Source organism: Methanosarcina sp. DH1 (assembly GCF_020804205.1).
Taxonomy (GTDB): Archaea; Halobacteriota; Methanosarcinia; order Methanosarcinales; family Methanosarcinaceae; genus Methanosarcina; species Methanosarcina vacuolata.
This window is the reverse complement of record NZ_WJBJ01000005.1, coordinates 88,771-106,545: the sequence shown is the minus strand read 5'-3', so window position 1 is coordinate 106,545 and position 17,775 is coordinate 88,771. Positions and strand designations below refer to the sequence as shown.

Annotated in this window: 16 protein-coding genes and 1 pseudogene; 3 read left to right on the top strand and 14 right to left on the bottom strand. The window is 40.2% G+C overall.

Annotation, left to right across the window (positions count from 1 at the left end; genetic code table 11):
* Positions 1–90 precede the first annotated feature (90 nt).
* The 9 genes from FXW07_RS02325 to FXW07_RS02285 form a co-directional block, all read right to left on the bottom strand.
* Positions 91–351 carry a hypothetical protein gene (locus tag FXW07_RS02325; RefSeq protein WP_229393581.1) on the bottom strand — a complete coding sequence of 87 codons (261 nt, stop codon included), beginning with the start codon at positions 349–351 and terminating at the stop codon, positions 91–93.
* Positions 348–2,321: an AAA family ATPase gene (locus FXW07_RS02320; RefSeq protein WP_229393580.1), complete on the bottom strand. Its 1,974-nt coding sequence runs from the start codon at positions 2,319–2,321 to the stop codon at positions 348–350. The genes FXW07_RS02325 and FXW07_RS02320 overlap by 4 nt, the downstream gene beginning before the upstream one ends.
* Entirely contained in the window at positions 2,314–3,624 is a 1,311-nt protein-coding gene (locus FXW07_RS02315; RefSeq protein ID WP_229393579.1) for a Pvc16 family protein, read from the bottom strand. Before FXW07_RS02315 ends, FXW07_RS02320 begins: the two co-directional genes overlap by 8 nt.
* A complete protein-coding gene (locus FXW07_RS02310; RefSeq protein WP_229393578.1) occupies positions 3,617–5,242 on the bottom strand; it encodes a hypothetical protein in 1,626 nt (541 codons plus the stop codon). The genes FXW07_RS02315 and FXW07_RS02310 overlap by 8 nt, the downstream gene beginning before the upstream one ends.
* Complete coding sequence (locus tag FXW07_RS02305; protein WP_229393577.1) at positions 5,239–5,982, bottom strand: hypothetical protein; 744 nt, start codon at positions 5,980–5,982, stop codon at positions 5,239–5,241. The genes FXW07_RS02310 and FXW07_RS02305 overlap by 4 nt, the downstream gene beginning before the upstream one ends.
* Complete coding sequence (locus FXW07_RS02300; RefSeq protein ID WP_229393576.1) at positions 5,979–6,506, bottom strand: phage tail protein; 528 nt, start codon at positions 6,504–6,506, stop codon at positions 5,979–5,981. The genes FXW07_RS02305 and FXW07_RS02300 overlap by 4 nt, the downstream gene beginning before the upstream one ends.
* 13 nt (positions 6,507–6,519) lie before the next feature.
* A complete protein-coding gene (locus tag FXW07_RS02295) occupies positions 6,520–8,028 on the bottom strand; it encodes a phage tail sheath C-terminal domain-containing protein (protein WP_229393575.1) in 1,509 nt (502 codons plus the stop codon).
* 18 nt (positions 8,029–8,046) lie between these two features.
* Complete coding sequence (locus FXW07_RS02290) at positions 8,047–8,463, bottom strand: hypothetical protein (RefSeq protein ID WP_229393574.1); 417 nt, start codon at positions 8,461–8,463, stop codon at positions 8,047–8,049.
* A gap of 1,008 nt (positions 8,464–9,471) precedes the next feature.
* Positions 9,472–9,801 carry a hypothetical protein gene (locus FXW07_RS02285; protein WP_229393573.1) on the bottom strand — a complete coding sequence of 110 codons (330 nt, stop codon included), beginning with the start codon at positions 9,799–9,801 and terminating at the stop codon, positions 9,472–9,474.
* 442 nt (positions 9,802–10,243) lie between these two features.
* On the opposite strand from FXW07_RS02285, the gene FXW07_RS02280 reads away from it, so the two are divergent.
* Positions 10,244–11,275, top strand: coding sequence for a class I SAM-dependent methyltransferase family protein (locus tag FXW07_RS02280; protein WP_229393572.1), 1,032 nt, complete (start codon positions 10,244–10,246; stop codon positions 11,273–11,275).
* 112 nt (positions 11,276–11,387) lie between these two features.
* Here the strand turns inward: FXW07_RS02280 and FXW07_RS02275 are convergent.
* A pseudogene (locus FXW07_RS02275) lies at positions 11,388–11,880 on the bottom strand (DUF6141 family protein).
* A 438-nt stretch (positions 11,881–12,318) separates the two neighbouring features.
* On the opposite strand from FXW07_RS02275, the gene FXW07_RS02270 reads away from it, so the two are divergent.
* Both FXW07_RS02270 and FXW07_RS02265 read left to right on the top strand, forming a co-directional pair.
* Complete coding sequence (locus tag FXW07_RS02270; RefSeq protein WP_229393571.1) at positions 12,319–12,747, top strand: hypothetical protein; 429 nt, start codon at positions 12,319–12,321, stop codon at positions 12,745–12,747.
* Positions 12,748–13,411: 664 nt separating this feature from the next.
* Entirely contained in the window at positions 13,412–13,981 is a 570-nt protein-coding gene (locus FXW07_RS02265; protein ID WP_229393570.1) for a UPF0228 family protein, read from the top strand.
* Between the two features lie 297 nt (positions 13,982–14,278).
* Here FXW07_RS02265 and FXW07_RS02260 read toward each other — a convergent pair whose 3' ends face one another.
* From FXW07_RS02260 to FXW07_RS02245, 4 genes are all read right to left on the bottom strand, one after another.
* Positions 14,279–14,773, bottom strand: coding sequence for a DUF6141 family protein (locus FXW07_RS02260; RefSeq protein ID WP_229393569.1), 495 nt, complete (start codon positions 14,771–14,773; stop codon positions 14,279–14,281).
* A gap of 515 nt (positions 14,774–15,288) precedes the next feature.
* Positions 15,289–15,801 (bottom strand): DUF6141 family protein, encoded by a 513-nt coding sequence (locus FXW07_RS02255; RefSeq protein ID WP_229393568.1) that lies wholly within the window; start codon positions 15,799–15,801, stop codon positions 15,289–15,291.
* Between the two features lie 355 nt (positions 15,802–16,156).
* Positions 16,157–16,516, bottom strand: coding sequence for a carboxymuconolactone decarboxylase family protein (locus FXW07_RS02250; RefSeq protein ID WP_229393787.1), 360 nt, complete (start codon positions 16,514–16,516; stop codon positions 16,157–16,159).
* A gap of 252 nt (positions 16,517–16,768) precedes the next feature.
* Positions 16,769–17,236, bottom strand: coding sequence for a DUF2124 family protein (locus FXW07_RS02245; RefSeq protein WP_229393567.1), 468 nt, complete (start codon positions 17,234–17,236; stop codon positions 16,769–16,771).
* Positions 17,237–17,775 lie beyond the last annotated feature (539 nt).

Genomic DNA, 17,775 nt, shown 5'->3' with positions numbered 1-17,775 from the left:
GGGAAAAGAACTGGTAATATAAAAACTGATAATATTTATCATGGTTCTCATAATATTCTCAAGCTCAAGCACTAAAGAAAAACTCCAGGCTCACCTGCCTAATCCATCATAAATCGCATTTGCAATCTGCTTCCCTATCTTATCAGCAGTGGAACCTTCTGCCATATTGATCGTCTCAAGATTCAACCATCTGATCTCTTTTGTTTTTAACAGGGAGCCGTTCAGGTTTCCACTTTCAAGCTTTCTGACAAGTTCAGCCTCTATTGCTGAAGCGATTCTCAGGCGGTCACCTGGTGGAAACCCTTCAAGAACCAGCTCTTCAATATAAAGCTCTATCTTTGTACGCGTCATACCCATCCTCTTATTTCAGAATCGGTGAGCGACTTTCCAATTTTGGCATACTCACTGCGAGCGGCACGCAACAAGTGCTCCATGCACACCGGCCCCTGGGACTCAGCTGCAAGAAAAGCAGCATTCAATGCTATGTTGCGTATGTTTCCACCTACGACATTGAGTTTTGCAAGTTTCTCAAAGGCCAGGCCTTCGGTCGGCACGCAGGGTGGGAAAACCTGCTTCCATATTAATGCACGCTGCGAAATTTCTGGAAACGGAAATTCAACAATGAACTTAATGCGACGCATGAACGCCGTATCCAGGGAGCTCTTCATATTAGTTGTCAGGATTGCCAGGCCGCGGTAGGCCTCCATGCGCTGCAGGAGATAGCTTATTTCTATGTTTGCATATCGGTCGTGGCTGTCCTTGACCTCGCTCCGCTTTCCAAAGAGAGCATCGGCCTCATCAAAGAGCAGGATGGCACTGCCTTCCTCGGCTGCATCGAATACGCGCCGAAGATTCTTCTCTGTCTCTCCTATGTACTTATTTACTACCTGGCTTAAGTCGATTCGATAAAGGTCAAGCCCTAATTCATTTGCCAATACCTCGGCAGCCATCGTTTTACCCGTGCCGCTTGCGCCTGAAAACAATGCACTGATCCCAAGACCACGTGAGCCTTTCAATTCAAAGCCCCATTCATCGTATACCTTGGAGCGCCATTTAACGTGTGCAACGATCTCGTGTAGCGTGGAAAGCTGCTGGTCCGGAAGCACAAGGTCCTCCCAGGAAGCAGCTGGCTCGATCCTTTGTGACAGAGCTTCAAGCCGGGGTCTTGAGTATGCTCTGCAAGACTTCCAGATATAGTTTTCAAGCTCTTCTCCCGTGTAATGAAGCCCAACTGCTTCTTCGCATATGGCCTGGATAGTCGTGGCGTTAAAGTTAAAATTGGAAGCAATAGCCTTAAGCTGGCTATCAAGAGTTTCTGCGGCTGTGCCAAGCGCCTCGTGCCACACTGCAAAGCGTTCCTCTACCTTCGGTCTTTTTATGTCCAGTATGATGTTACTTCGATATAATGTCCTGAGACGTTCCCTACTTATGACGATAATTGGTCCACGTATCCTCTGTATGAGCCTCATGACCGCCTTTTCTCTAGCTATCTCTCCAGCCACTTCGTCATAATCTATGAGCAAGGCGCACTGCCCAAGAATTACTTCGCGCTGCCAGAGCCGTATGAACATTTCCAGCTCATCCATAGCCAGGGGGATAGCATTTATTAGAAGAGAACACAGGTTAAGCCCGGCCATATCGCATGCCTTAAGGGCTATATCTCGAGCACTCGATGGGTCTTCACCGCAAAGCTGTATCAGTGGGAGTCGGTCAGTTTCAGTAGTGCTCGATAAAGTTTCAGCCAGAAGCACAGCGAGTTCATAGTGCGAAGGCAGCAGGTCGGGGTCGTTGTATATCTGCTCTAAGGCTCCGTCGAGCCGTTCATCAATATTATTGATGCCGGCAATATAATGGAGCACTCTCTCGTCGATTCGAAGTGGACTTGACACAATAGTGTTATTGCCCTCGAGATAGAGAAGTTTCCAGTACCTCAATGGCATCATTGGAGTAAGCGCGGACCAGTGAGCTTCAGGAAATATTGAAAGAGCCAGGCCAAAAGTCGGATAATCCTTTGATGCATCTCCCTGGACAACCGCGCAAAGAGGCCCGAATTTGCTGTCCATCTCCATGCCTGCGCATAATATCATTATTAAGCGCTCGAATCTTGAGAGACCAAAAGCACGGCAAAGACTATCCAGCATAGGCGACCGAGCTTCACCTTGAACTTTTTCTTCGGTTCGATCAATTTCTTTGGTTCGATCGTTTTCTTCGGTTCGATCGTTTTCCGTTCCATCTGCATGTCTTTCAAGCAGGCGGCGTACGGCAGAGATTTCCTCGACAAGATAACGCCGGTTCGCTTCAAGCCAATCATTTTTATCCATTGAAGCTCTCCCTCGGGCTATCATAATACCCTTTTGTGTCAGAGTTGAGCATGCTTTCTGCACCATCCACCCTTACCCGAACAAGATAATCTCCGGGAACTATTTCCCCTTCAAAAGTTATATTCTCAGTCTTTTCTTCAGAGATATCTGTTATGCCGTTATCTTTCGGGGCCTGGAGACTATAAGTCTTGAGAGGTATCGATGAAAGATTTCCAGGTTCTCGATACTCATCTAACAGCAGGAACACACGCTGGAACTTGCCTACATAGTGGTTGAAAGTGATAGTCTTGCTGCTTGAGTCAATTGATTTTATGGATGGCCTTAGCATGAATGCCATACCATTAGATTCGGAGGTCTGGAACTCTCTTTTTTCATTTCCAAGCTGCTTTTTATGTATAACCTGGACAGTCTGTGCACCTGCCATAAGTTCTGGCGGAATTTGTACTATTATACATGTATCAGAGATGTCGTCCTTTGAAGGCATAACTTCTATGCCGCTTATCCTCACTTTTGTCACTTCACCCTGCAGACCCTTACCTAAAATTACCAGGCGCTGACCGATGACTATCGGCATATATTTTATAATCGGGTCGTGGGCCTTATCCTGTGAAGTGAGCTGCTCTATAACGGGACTGCTGAAAGTATACGAGTATATTCCTCGCGAACTGACAGGAAGAGGATGCTTTGTCGGACGCTCAGCTTCTATGAGTACTACGGATACTTTATAGCCCATTGTAGGCCGATAACTTTTCTGGAGCGCTGACCATATCTTGGACATCTCATCTGTGCTCAATGGCTCAGGGGTGATCTTTATAGACTCAAGCTGTCTTGCCAGGTTGGTGGCATCCGATCCGGAAAACGGGAGTATCTGCTCCGGTGAAGAACCTGAGAGATTAGGGTAACCGGATAATGACTTCTGGATCGCTTTCCTTGTCAGGACAGGAGTTTCGTGCAAAATCTGCATGGCGGTTCCTAAAAGTATCTCTGCATCATAATCTTTCAGGCCGTAAGCGGTTAATAAATAATGAAGATCCAGCGCGAGAGGAGGATTACTAACTCTTGAACCATTACTGTCAAACGAAGGTAAACCCGCATTACGCCACCCCTGATTGAATGTTACCTGGTACATAAATAGTCCAAGCTGGCTGGATGTGTCATCTTTTTTAGGTAATATAAGTTCAGGTGCCAGTGTAGTGACACTTACATCGCCTGTCTTTTCGGCGATGTTACCGTCTATGATGCCATTGTCCAGAAGATCTTTCAAGATAGCTGTAACTGCTGCTATGGCTAATGCGCTACTCATAGCTGCCACCAGATCTGCGTTTTAAGTATTCATCTAAAGAAAGAGATGGATTTCGCTTCACAATTTTATGCCGCTCTTCACTGTACCCTTGAGGTAACGAAGCTTTAACATAAATGCGCCCGATGTTTACATGAATGAGCTGCTCCTGCGGGATCGGGCTTTGAGCCAACTTTCGGACATTATCGACGGAGCTTTGAGCCAACTTTCGGACACTATCGATGCTGTTGTTATCAAGAGCCGATATTGTTTCTCTACTCTGAGCCTCAGTGTTATAAGCAATCTCAACAGGCAAATCTTCGGGGTTCTCCGAGATCCTTTCATGCAGGGAATATACTTTTTCATTATCTGGCAGATGAGTAGCTACATGCATATCGACAGTTGTCTCACCTACAGGAGGCGAAATAATCTCTTTAGAAACAATCTCTTTATTTTCTGCATCTGCAGCGTATGAGACCAAATGAGATATGTTGTCCTTTTTATTCTCCTTAAAACTAATTTCAGAAGCATGCAAGCTTCTAGCCTCGTAGCTGCCATTCTCATAGCTGCCATTCTCATAGCTGCCATTATCTTCCAGTAATTTTTTACTGTTTTTTGAACTTTTAATCGTTCTTGAACTTTCAATAGTCCTTTGTTCGCTGATGTCAGTGGAGTTGAGAAGCAGCTTTTTATCTTTTTCCTGTACTCTGAAACTATCTTCTACTAAAGAAGATACAGAAGGCGACTGTTCTCCAGTGAAAATTTCCCCTTTAGAATAACTATCTATTTGAGAACTTCCTGTGTCCTCATGCAGTATATCGTTACTTGACGTTATTCTAGTACTTCGCAGGCTAACAGGTATCCCTTCAAGGCGAAAATCAGCATGTTTTCTGGACTCTTCCCCGGAAAGCTTATACTGAGTTTTTTCATCCACGATATTTGGGAACGAAGATTCGCTAATTGCCGGGGTTTTGCAATCGAGACTTTCAGCGTTTTCCGATGCTGAGATTTTGCAATCGAGACTTTCAAAGTGTTCCGATGCTGAGATTTTGCAATCGAGACTTTCAGCATGTTCAGATGTCGACAATGAGTAAAAGTTGCTTGTTGATCTTATTTTTGAGGTAACTTTTGCACTGTCACTACCTATCATTGAAGAAGTAGCTTCATCTTGCACTTTACATCTTTCTGAACGCAACTCATTATTTACCACAGCATCGTCGACTTTTATCACAGCATCATCGACTTTTATCATAGTATCGTCGACTTGAGTTACTGCCTTATTCAAAATATCAGTAGCCGGTGTCCGTACAGCAGCCGGTGTCCATACAGTAGCTGGTATTCGTACTCCATGATTTATGTCTGAAGAAGGCTCAGGCAATGTAACGTCAGTCATATTTGCCCCAGGCCTGGCTGAGAGAAATGAGCTGGAAACTCCGTTATCTTCTGCCACATCTAATAGATCTACTTGATACTCTGAGAGTATCTTTTCGTTTTCATGGTTTTCGCTTTCATGGTTTTCGCTTTCATGGTTTTCGCTTTCATGAAATGAAGAGACAGTGAATATGGAAGCGATATCCGGCTGTACTACACTAATTTTGCCAAGAGCCCTTCCGGCCAGCCTCGTAAAATAATCAGAGGTCAACCGATCATCTCCAGATAATAGCGCCGCCTTAAAGCGCTCATTGATAGTATCTCCGCTTCACTCCAGCCATACGCAGATGCCAGGTTATGTACCTCTAATAACAATCTTCTGGCCTCCGCTGATATCTCTGACCAGAAGAATGTCACTATATCAAAAAGTGCCTGCCAGTTATTTCCACAAGAAGCACATGTTACATCCAATAGCAACTCGCTCCCAGGGTCCAGCTCCAAAATTCCCGAGCACAATAAATTGATAGCATTCTCCTGCACATCTTCTGTTGCTATCGGAGTGCCATCATTGATCACCTTTAACAGGCACCGCTTGATGATAAGGAGTCTTGCGGTTTCAATGTTGTCGGATGAGAGGACTGCAAGCTGATCTGTGCTGTCTGGGAGCCTGAATATTAGTGACAGACCATCCGATGACAGCTCATGCGGTATATCATAAGGTTTATCCGGACTTTTTACGATCAGGCTCCTGGCACTGAGAGTAAACTGGATTTTATCGCCACATTCAGGACAGGTAGCAAAGCAGTTCATCCTGTCACCAAAAATTTTACTGCGTATATCCAGCAGCAGAGCATCTCTCTTTCCAACAGGCAGTGAAGCCAGCTTATTTTGGGTAGATCCCGATGAAGCCGATAATATAAGCAGAGCTCGCTCGATATGGTGCATATCATGCCCCAGCTCCCAAATGCGTATGATGTCATGAGCAGAGAGGGGCTTCACTTCCGGGATCATGCAGATGGCTCTGTGAAGCTCGGCTCTTGAGGCTCAGGCACGTTATAATCACGTTCCCAGCCTTCATTTTCCAGCTTGATATGCTGGATTAGTATTGCGTTGGCATTGGCATCCAGGTCGGCCATTGCCTGGTATTCAGACACCCAGCAGCGGAAAAGGTTATACGCCAGAACTAACTGACCGGCCTCGTTATAAACTTCTATGGTAATATCCTTCCTGAAATCCTTAAGAGAGACTTCGGCACCGAGACCCGAACCATAATTCCAAACTTTATTTGCCCATTTTTCGAACTCTGTATCGTGAGTAACTCCTCTTTCAAGAGTAACAGCTTCGTACTCGGTTCTACCTGGAGATTTGCGAGTACTGCTTGGGTCTCCACCCTCACGGTGCTTGACAACTTCCGTAGTCCTCTTCAAACCTCCAACTTTGCTGATCCCCGCAACATACTTACCATCCCACTTTACTCTGAACTTAAAATTCTTATATGGGTCAAAACGCTGTGAATTAACACTGAACTGTGCCATGTGAGATCACCTCTTATGTCTGAATTTCCCCTGCTAACTGTTGTATCTTAATTATAACGAACTCGGCGGGCTTTAATGGAGCGAAGCCTACAAGGATATTCACTATACCGCGGTTGATATCATCCTGAGTCGTAGTCTCTTTATCGCATTTAACCAGATACGCTTCCTTAGGCGTTTTTCCCTGGAATGCCCCCTGCCTGAAGAGGTTATGCATGAACGCTCCTACATTCAGCCTAATCTGCGCCCAAAGCGGCTCATCGTTTGGCTCAAACACGACCCACTTCGTGCCTCTAAACAGGCTCTCCTCAATATAGAGCGCAGTACGCCTCACAGGAATATACTTCCATTCGCTTGCTAAAGCATCAGCCCCTTTCATTGTCCGTGAACCCCATACCACCGTACCGATAGTTGGAAATGTCCTGAGACAGTTGATGCCCAGAGGGTTAAGGGAGCCATTCTCATCGTCAGTCATTGTGTAGCTCAGTTCGCTTACCCCGACAAGCGTAGCATCTATACCTGCGGGCGCTTTCCATACTCCACGCTGGCTATCTGTGCGGGCGAAGACTCCTGCGATAGCACCCGAAGGAACATATGTTTCCAGCAAGTTATTCTTGAGCGGGTCAGCCATTTTTATACGGGGGAAGAACAATGCTGCATAATCGCCTGGCAAGCTAAAGTCTTCCTGGGACGTCCTGGCTTTTTCCGGATCGGTCGCACTAGAAGGCATGTCTAAAAGCAACATCGCACGGCGATTCTTGCAATAGGCTGCGGCGTTATTATAGGTAGAAGGGGCTACATCAGTACCAAAGGCAAGCGGAGGTATGCATAACAGGTTAAATATATCGGTGTCTTCTAGCGCATAAATTCCCGTTTTGCTCTCACTGGTCGGTATAAGATCTTCGTCGAGGATATTGTCACCATCGGAACCTGCCGTTAAATTTTCAGGGCTCGCGGTTATTGCCGGTATGGCAGTCGGTACACTGTCGTTTACCCTTAAGTACCTGGACTGCTGCTCCAGTACCTTCACGACATATGTAGGCGAATTTTCTTCTAATGAAAGATTACGGAGAGTCTCGATGCCACCTGAGCCAATGGGCTCGGGATCCTGGATGATCAGGTTGAACAGCTTCCGTTCGGAATCATCTATGTTACCTTCGCTGGTTTCATAATTAACAGTCACAAGAAGGTTATTTCCCCACTCGCCCTGGCTTGAGGCTTCCAGAACCAGGCCATTGGAAAATGTTTTTGTGGCAATACTGGCATTGCGAGAAACGCGTACAATGACCGCTTCGCTGCCACCATTAAGGAAATACTGATGCACGGCATAACTCATTGGGCTCTTATCCCATAAACCACCAAATTCTCGGGAATAATCACTAAAGTTATAGACTGTTACGGGAGTGTTCACTTTGCCCTTTTTCGCCCTGCCGATGAATGCTGTCACCGAGGTGCTCACGCCCATTATTGTGCGGACCCCACTTGGCACCTCTTGAATGTATACACCTGGATAAGTCGTCTGCATATTTGTCACCTTCAGAGCTTATGATGTTACTTTAAGTCCGATAAGGATCTTTATTTTAACAACGTCCGGCGCAGTAGTCCCCTTTGTGTATGAAAATAAAAGCTGTGTGGGTACAGAATCCAACATAGTTACGGAACTATTGCCCATAAGAAGGTGGGGCTGGTCGAGTATGAATTCTTCACCGTCACTAGCATTAACCTTATAAGTAACACAGTGATCCGGGTCTTTACTATCTTCATACCAGTTCGAAGTGATCGCCAGCAGAAGCATTTCGCCTTCTTCTGTGCTTGGGAGCTTGACTGACTTTTCGGGTTCTGCCGTTTTAATTTCTACATCTATCAGTTCATATGCCTGTACTTCCATTACTCGGTTTACACTTATGCTAGGGCCATTCTGTACGCCGATATTCGCTGTAACAATGATCTTTTCGGTCATCATTGTACCTCCATATAGATAGCAGTAGATTCTGTAGTTATGCTACGATTAATCATCACGCTAGAAGATACCGAGTCTAGAACCTCCATATCATCACCAGCAGATGAATCAAATAAAATATATTTACGCATTCATATTCCTCCTGAGTTGACACAGGTTGTACAATTAATACATCGACCATGGTACTGAGAAAGCGTTTTGTAGTCTCCTCAAAACAAAAAAATCAATGTCCATTAAAAGGAGAAAATGCACCTGTGGTCACGTATCAAAATTTCTTCACTATTTTAAACCTGGATAAACTTCAGATAAATAGATGAAAATAGATACTGGAAAATATCTTCCGCGTTTTTTTAGAATTATCGAGTTTTGGGTGACTTATAATCACGAGGCTAAATAATGCAACTGTCCAATGAAGTACGATGAAGTTTTTTGTTGCAACAATTAAAGGCGTGACTATAAGTGTATCAGTACACTTGAAACTATAGTTTATTTGAGAAACATTGTAAACTCATGAGTGTACTGTGAAAATGAAAGTGAAAAATGCTTTAATGTTTTGAGCTGAAAATCAGTTAAGTTGTTGTCTCACAAGTTGTTGTCTCACGATTTTTCATAGGTTTTACAACTAAATCAGCAATGAACCAGTTCAAACTCCAATATCATATTAATCATTGGAAATTCAGAAATCAATGAAACTCAGAAATCAATGAAACTCAGAAATCAATGAAACTCAGAAATCAATGAAATTCAGAAATCAATGAAACTCAGAAATCAATGAAAYTCAGAAATCAATGAAACTCAGAAATCAATGAAACTCAGAAATCAATGAAACTCAGAAATCAATGAAACTCAGAAATCAATGAAACTCAGAAATCAATGAAATTCAAAACTCAATTAGGACTTACGCACCTGAGCAACATAATCAATTACGGCAAAGACTGTGGATTAAGGTCACATTTTAGACCGTTGACGGCCGGTTGCTGTTGATTTTTCAATTCAACTGCGTAAGTCCTACTCAATAATACTGTGATATGCATATACGAGAATCTGATCATCTGAAAATTTTCCATGAGACTTAAGCCTGTCTACCTCGAGGAAAAATTTTTCGATATTTTCGGGACATAGGTTATTGCTTTTCGCAAAATTTGCCGCCAGAATTTTTAATTCCTTTTTTGAAGAGTATTTCTTTGGCCAGTTCCCGTCCACAAAATTAAAAATGAGCCCACAGTTCTTATGTCCTATCGTTCTTGTAGATGGACTTCGGGATGTTTCGATATAATCTTTGAATGTATCTTCCCGTAGTTTTCCCCTTAACAATTTTCCACACTCACATATAAACACGGAACCTCCTCCTTCCAACATATATCTTAAAAACAACCTGTGTTTCCGAAAACAGTCAAATAAAATAGTCAAATTCAACCCGGATTGATATAAATAATAACTATGACTACTTAAGCTACTGATTTACCTGTAATATTTTTTATGCTGCAATAATCTTACTAAAAAATAAAAAATTGTATTAACAATTACAGCATAAGCTGGTCGTAGGAGTTTTCATCGCCCTATTGCTCGCTCCAGAAAGCCAAAAAGGATAATGTCCTCTAACCGGATACCTCACAGGTCAAGATATATCTATATTTTGAGACTACTTATACTTTTTTATTAATTTAATTTTTGAATATGTAGTGTATTCTTGAAGTCAATTGCTATTGATCAAACAACCTGCCTATATAAAGTTCAGACAAAAAAACATTAATTCTATGTATGCTATCCTTCAATTCCAATGTACAGAATGATAAGGACTGCCCCGGAAAAAGGAGAAGAGTTAAGGAAAAAAGCAATTCAAGGGGGATTTCTGGATACTTCAAGAAAGATTCGAAAAGTCAGGACTGAAGAAGGCAATTTTCTGGAAATCCCGGTCACGGAGTCTGCATACGACAGTGTGGACGGTTTTCTGATTCTTGAACAGGAAAATCCGGAATTCCTTGAAAAGCCCAACTCTCTCAAGGATTCCCTTAAAGGTTTTCTTTCCGAAACTGAACTTGCATCTGTCCCGTCAGGTTGGCAGGTCCTGGGAGACATAATAATAGTTTTCATCCCTGAAATCCTAGAAGACAAAAAAACGAGAATAGCTGAGTCTTTACTTTCGATGTACCCAAAGTGCAGGACCGTTGTAAGGGATTTTGGAATTGAAGGGCAGTTCCGCCAGCCAAAAAGAGAACTCCTTCTCGGCAACGAAACCGAAACCATCCACAAGGAACATGGCTGCTTTTTTAAGCAGGACGTAACAAAGGTAATGTACTCCAAAGGCAACCTCGAAGAGAGAAAGAGGATGAGCCAGCTCGGAGAAGGAGAAGTTATAGTGGATATGTTTGCGGGAATAGGGTACTTCTCAATTCCTATGGCTGTGCATTCCAGGCCAAAAAAAATTATTGGGATAGAAATTAATCCTGAGTCTTTTGCCTATCTTAAGGAAAACATCAGATTAAATAAGGTAGAGGATATCTTTATCCCAATCTGTGGGGACTGCTCAAAGTTTGCTCCTGAAGGAACAGCCGACCGCGTGCTTATGGGATATGTGGGAACAACACACTACTATCTTGAGCCGGCTATAAAGGCCCTGAAAAAAAGTGGGGGAATTCTGCACTATCACGAAACAGTCCCGGAAAGTCTTGCTAGAACCAGACCCCAGGAAAGGATAGAAAAAGCTGCCTGTGCCCTTGGAAAGAAGGTTGAGATTCTGGAAACCCACAGGATAAAAAAGTACTCTCCTGGTGTCCTGCATGTGGTTGTGGACGCACGGATATTCGAATAAAAATTTGAAATTTCGCTTTTAATTCTGTACAAAAGGAAATATCAAAGCAGAATTATAAAGCAACAACTCGCAAAGCAGTACTCACAGACAGAAGTTCTCAAAGCGGGAATTCTCAATATTGTGCTGTAGCCTGCTTGATTGCGCTACAGAGTTCTTCAGGTTTCCTGGAGCTCAGAAGCATTCTTTCCCCTGAAATAAGTTTGAGGATTACAACTGGGCTAACTTTTTTAGAAGATTGTGACACATCAGATTCTTTTTCAGTGAGGGGGTCATAAACCTTAATTTTGCAGTTCTCCACTACATGTAAAGGAATCTTTTTGGAGGACAGATTCAGGGGGACCAGGCGAACGTATATTCCATCACTTCTCACTTCAGTTATATGCTTTGTACAGTACAACATAAAAGGGAAATAACCCGAAGACGATCCAGAGAGCAAACAGGTATGTTCCAGGGATGTTATCGATTCCGGCAGGTCTTCCAAAAATAAGGCTATGGATTTCAATATACCAGAGCAGAAGCGCAGGATAAAGGACCGAAATCAGGAAAAAATTGTTCCGCAAATCCTGTACTTCCCTAAAAATTACGTCTGCTTTTGGCTGTTCCACAAACTTCCTTCCTTGATACGTGCCTAATTTATTTGTGTTTTAATTGGAGACTCACTTTAAATTGCCTTGCTGACAGGCATCTCAATAGTGCTGAAATTTATCTTACGGTTACTAATTGAACTGCATATAGTGTTCGTACACACAACCAAATTCTTTTCCATGCGTCTTCGGTTAAGTGAAGAATCGTAATAAATTGCGTCAATTTCCTCAACATCTGTTAAATATTTTAATAAATTATGAGCTGGAACAGGGTATCGATTTCATGTAAAGAGGCAAAGATTTAAAGCAGGCTTCCAGTGCTAAATCGATAGCTTTCAGGTAAGAAAATTCCTTAACCGATGACCAATGGAGAAAGATTTAGAGACGAATGGTTTGAATAAAAAATGAAAGAATTGGGTTAAAAAAGAGGGTCAGAGGACGGACATGTATCCTTAACCGATGACCAATGCAAACAAATATAACACTCAATCGAGTAATAAAAACAATGTAATGAATCCACAATGGGTAGTTCCTCCAGCTTATACTGATCCGATAAAATATAGCGTGAGCTGGTATAATTATCTAGGCTGGAAATTATTTACAGTCTACACAAAAGGGTATTTTGGGTATGACTATAATACTGTTGAGGCTTATCACATAGACTCCTGGTACTCAAAATATATAGTTTTCAATCCATGGGAGGTTTCGAACTGGCATGAGGGTGCAAGACAAACTTCTTCTACTACTGCAGAGGTTTATTGTGATGGGCGTTTCAGTTGGGGATATACAATTTCTGGGAACACTATAAAAGTACAAGATAAATATATAGAGCTAGATATGTCTTGTAACAAATATGGACAAGTTACTAAAAGTTACATTGATAATTAATTGAGCGTTATTAAAAATCTAGAAAGAATTGGTTAGTAAAACAGTTACTAAAAGATTTTAATGCAATATCCTTAATATTTTTTTGAATATTGAGGATATTTTATTTTTTAGAATATAAATGGTATTGAAGCTTTTAGTCAAATAGATTCATGTGCGTTTATAAAGTAAATATATAACGTTCACTCAAATATTATCTGTAATACAGTACTGAATGAGTCTATTTCGAAAAATAAGTTTGTTTGGTGTCACTAGAGTAGGGGACTACAAGCAAACCAATATATGAGGAGCCTATCCCAAAAGTTACTTTACTCTTAATCATTGGGAATTCTCAGAATTATTTTCATGATCATAAGCTTGATTGATTATTCAAAATACAAGGTCTATGAAGCAAATTTCAAGTTTTGGGATGAACTCGATTTCATGCATCTTCGGTTAAGTAAAGAACTGTGGCAAATTGCTTCAGTTCCCTCAACATTCGTTAAATATTTTAATTTATTATGAACTGGAACAGGATATTGATTTTCAAAAAAATACTGCGGAATGTGGGATTAATGTATATGATTTAAATTACAGGGTATTTTTATAGCTCTAAAAAGATGTGTAGAGACCAAGACATATCTTCTTAAAAGTAAACTAATCCTTATTATAGGGGTGTATTTTTTTCATGACACAAAAATTAATATATAAGATATTATTTACCTTTGCTTTTATTATTATTTTGATTTTCGGAATAAAATTATTATTTACACCAACGTTTGTTGCTACGGATACACCAGGTCATGAATCATATGTGTCTAGCTTAATTATTCAATTCAAAGATGGTATTACTGAACAGGAATCAAGAGAAATTCTTGAGAATTACAATTTGACTGCGTATAAGATAGATTACAATGTTCATGATATGGGTAAATACTACATAACAGTCAATAAAGATGAAGCGACACAAATAAAATATGAGTTGAGAAAAGAAAAAAATTGGATAGGAGTTACTCCTGATGTCGAAAAAGGAAATTATTGCATGATTTCAATATCTGAACAAGCTATTCAAGATAAAAATTTTATTGAAATGCTAAACAAACGTAATCTTCAGGTGAAAAAGTTCTTCTGGTGCCGTGTTATTTTCACAGATCACACTAAAAATGGGATTTCTCAGGAAAATGCAAATGAATTAAGAAGCAGGCTTGAAAAAGACGAGAATATTTTCACTGTATTCGTTGAACATGTTGAATCATAAATATTTAAAAATCGATGCAATTCGGGCTCTATAATAGTCGTCTTAATCATTATACGGACTATAGTAGCTTATATTAATGTTTAACTTGACTCTGTCAAATTCTGTAGTCCTTACTAAACGTCGATAACTTTCCAGCCATCCAAGTACATTCTACTATCCATCTGTAAGGAAGTACTTAAAAGCCTTTGACATCATTAATATGCTTAACTCTGGACAACAGGAATTATCAAAGCAGAATTATAAAGCAGAATTATAAAGCAGTAATCACAAAGACAGAACCTTTCAAAGCAGGAATTTTCAGTATTCTGCTGTAGCCTGCTTGATTGCACTACAGAGTTCTTCAGGTTTCCTGGAGCTAAGAAGCATTCGTTCTCCTGAAATAAGTTTGAGGATTACAACCGGGCTAACTTTTTTGGAAGACTGTGACACATCAGATTCTTTTCCAGTGAGAGGGTCATAAACCTTAATTTTGCAGTCCTCCACTACATATAACGGGATTTTCTTGGAGGATAGATTAAGGGGTACCAGGCGAACGTATATTCCATCACTTCTTACTTCAGTTATGTGCTTTGTACAGTAAAACATAAGAGGGAAAAATAACCCGAAGACAATCCAGAGCGCAAACAGATATGTTCCAGGGATATTCTTAATTCCGACAGGTCTTCCAAAAATCAGGCTATGGATTTCGATATACCAGAGAAGGAGCGCAGGATAAAGGACCGAAACCAGGAAAAAATTGTTCCGCAGATCCTGTACTTCCCTAAAAATCACATCTGCTTTTGGCTTTTCCACAAAATCCCTTCTTTGAAACCTGTCTGATTCATTTTTGTTTTAACTGGAGACTCAATTTTTAGATTGCCTGGCTGACAGAAATCTCGATATTGCTGAAATTTATATTACAGCTACTAATTGGCTACTAATTGAACTGCATATGGTGTTTATACACCCGACCGAATTCTCTTCCGTTTAATACGTATTATTTAGATACCAGCATACCGACTCAGTATTGGAGTAGGGGTATGTAGTAGAAAATATTCCTGATTTTCTCTATAAAAACTGAGTAATAAACCTTCCGAAAAAAATTAAAAATTGTATACATTTTTTAATTTAAAAATTTGAAAATAATATCAGTGTAAAAAAACAACGGTGTCTTTTAAAAATCAAAAATTATAAAGAAAAATAGTCCAAAAGACAATAACGAAAAAAGTGAATTAATAAAAGATTACTTTCTAACGCCCTTTTTCAGGAATTTTTTAGTACTCTTTATAGCGCTACATTTAACTTTTTGATGCTCTGTGCCATATCTATTACTTTTCAATAGACCTTCTAATAGCTTCTGAGAGTTTTTCCGGGGTCTGGGACCCAATCATTAGCTTTTTCACTTTTTTCCCATCTGCAAATTCGAAAAGTATACCCCTGTTACCTGCCATATTATAGGCATTTCCCTTTATTCCGTAGCGAATACCCCAGCCTCCATAATCTCTGATAGGGTTATAGGTTAGAACTTTGTAATTTTGAATGCTCTCAAATGGAAATCTTTTGAATGATGGATGAAAAGGGTAAACGCGAACATATAGCCCGTCCTTTCTGACCTCAGTAACCAGCTTCATGGAATAAAATAAAATAGGGAAAAGAATCCCGAATAATAGAAGTAAAAGAAACATCATCCAGTCAGGAGCCGGGTTATTTCCAAAAGGCTTTCCAAGTAAGAGCTGCTGATACGCCCCATACCATGAAAGAACAACGGGGATCGCAATAATGAGCCAGATCCAGATCTGGTTCATTTTTTGAACTTCTCTATAAAGAACTTGAGAATTCATTTGCTTTTGACCAATTTGCTTTTGACCATTCAATTTTCGATCTACATCTACAAAATTTATTTTTTACCAGGTCTCTAAATTATGTAAAATGCATTGTTGGTCTCATAAAACTTGTATGAGATAGGAGTTTCTTAGGTTTGAGATCTGACTATTTTAATATAGGACTTACGCACTTGAGGAACAAAATCAATTACAACAAAGACTGTGGATTAAAGTAATGTTTTAGACAGTTTCATGTCTAATGCTGTTGATTCTTCAGTTCAACCGCGTAAGTCCTATAATATATAACATCACAAAAGCAAAATCTGCAGAAAAATTAAAGAAAAAATAATTAAATAAGTGCGTTTTTATGAAATTAATAACCTAATCTATCCATCTCTTTAATTATTGCTTCACTGAAATCCGTAAAGTGCTGGATTCCTCCTGCCCAGGCAGCAAGCATCATGGCATCATTGATCTCGGTTCTTGTGGCTCCGAATTTATGAAGTCTTTCAAGGATTTTGACCGCGCTCTGGGTGTTGTTGGTTGAACAGGCTATAGCAAAGACTATTAAATGCTTATTTTTCATAGAAAGCCCGCCTTCCCTTTCACTCCAGATAGCCTTATAAAAGCCTGCTATCCCGTCGGCGAAATCTTTGTTTATCTTTCCGGCATATTCAATAGACCTGGGCATAAACCCTTTTAATTCCCTGACTTCTTTAGCCGCTTTTTCCATAATTATCATATGTCATAAGTCAGGATCGGATATAATCCTATCTTACTAGAAAATTTACAGAATTGGGAAAATAAACAGGTAAAGAAGAGTCAAAAAGAGTAAGGAAATGTAAAAAAGTAAGGAAATGTAAAAAAGTAAGGAAATGTAAAAAAGTAAGGAAATATAAACAGTGAAGAACTGCAAAAAGAACTAAAAAAGGTATTTTTTTGCCTGGAAGTCACAAGAATTCCTGAAAATATACTTCCGAATCTTTCAGACTTGCAGTACCTCAACTGCCAGGTCGGCATTGATTATATACTCAAAATTTATTATTTCGTCCCATTTCTGCTGCATGAATGCGGACTGGAAGCAAACGCCAATAATTTTTCCATTCTCAGAGCCTTCAAGGATTTTACTGGCAATTTCTTTTGCTTTTTCAGGGCTAATCCCTATCTTTGGCATCGAAAGCCCTCCAAGCAGGACAACAACATCAGCGTGTTTATCTGTAAGATCTCCAAGCTGCATGCCTTCACGATCCATGTAGATAGATCTGGCTTTCTCAAAATCATCGCTGGAAACAAAAGCAAGTTCCCGGTCCCGGGCTACAAAACCGATAAGTTCGGCAAAAGGTGTGCAGAACCCCGGAGTTCCCACAAAAGTAATCTTTTTTGCGCCTTCGACAAGGCCCCTGAAGCTGTTCAGGATGCCTCCTACTCCCTTTGAAGTGTTTATTATTGGCACTGAATTCTCTCCTTAAGGTTTCAGTAAAATTTTACTTCTGAACAATTCTTCATAACATCTCGTTATGACATTTCTTTGTGGCATTATATTTTTACAGTAGGATTGGAGACATTTACTTAAATAGGTGATGTTAACAGCGTGTATAAGGGAAGAATCGGGAAAAAAATCACAGTTTTCGCCAGGAACAAGAAATATGAAATTAAAAAATTTGAATATTGAAATGGAAATGAATTTGGGAATAAGAAAGTAAAAAGGGAAGTAAAAAGGGAAATAAAGACAAGTAAATATAAAATTAAAAAAGTTGAATAAAATTAAAAAGAATTGAGGCTCTACCAAAATTGATAAAAATGCTCTAAAACCTAAAAAATCTGTTAAAATCACGTATTTTGGCATAAAATTACTTTTTAAGCCTCTAAAATAATACTTCAAAATACCTTTGAATACGAGTTAAGTTCAAAAATTGATATAATATTACATTTACTTTCAAAATTAGAATTTATTGCAATTTATTTTCATAACTTTCATAAAAACATAAATAT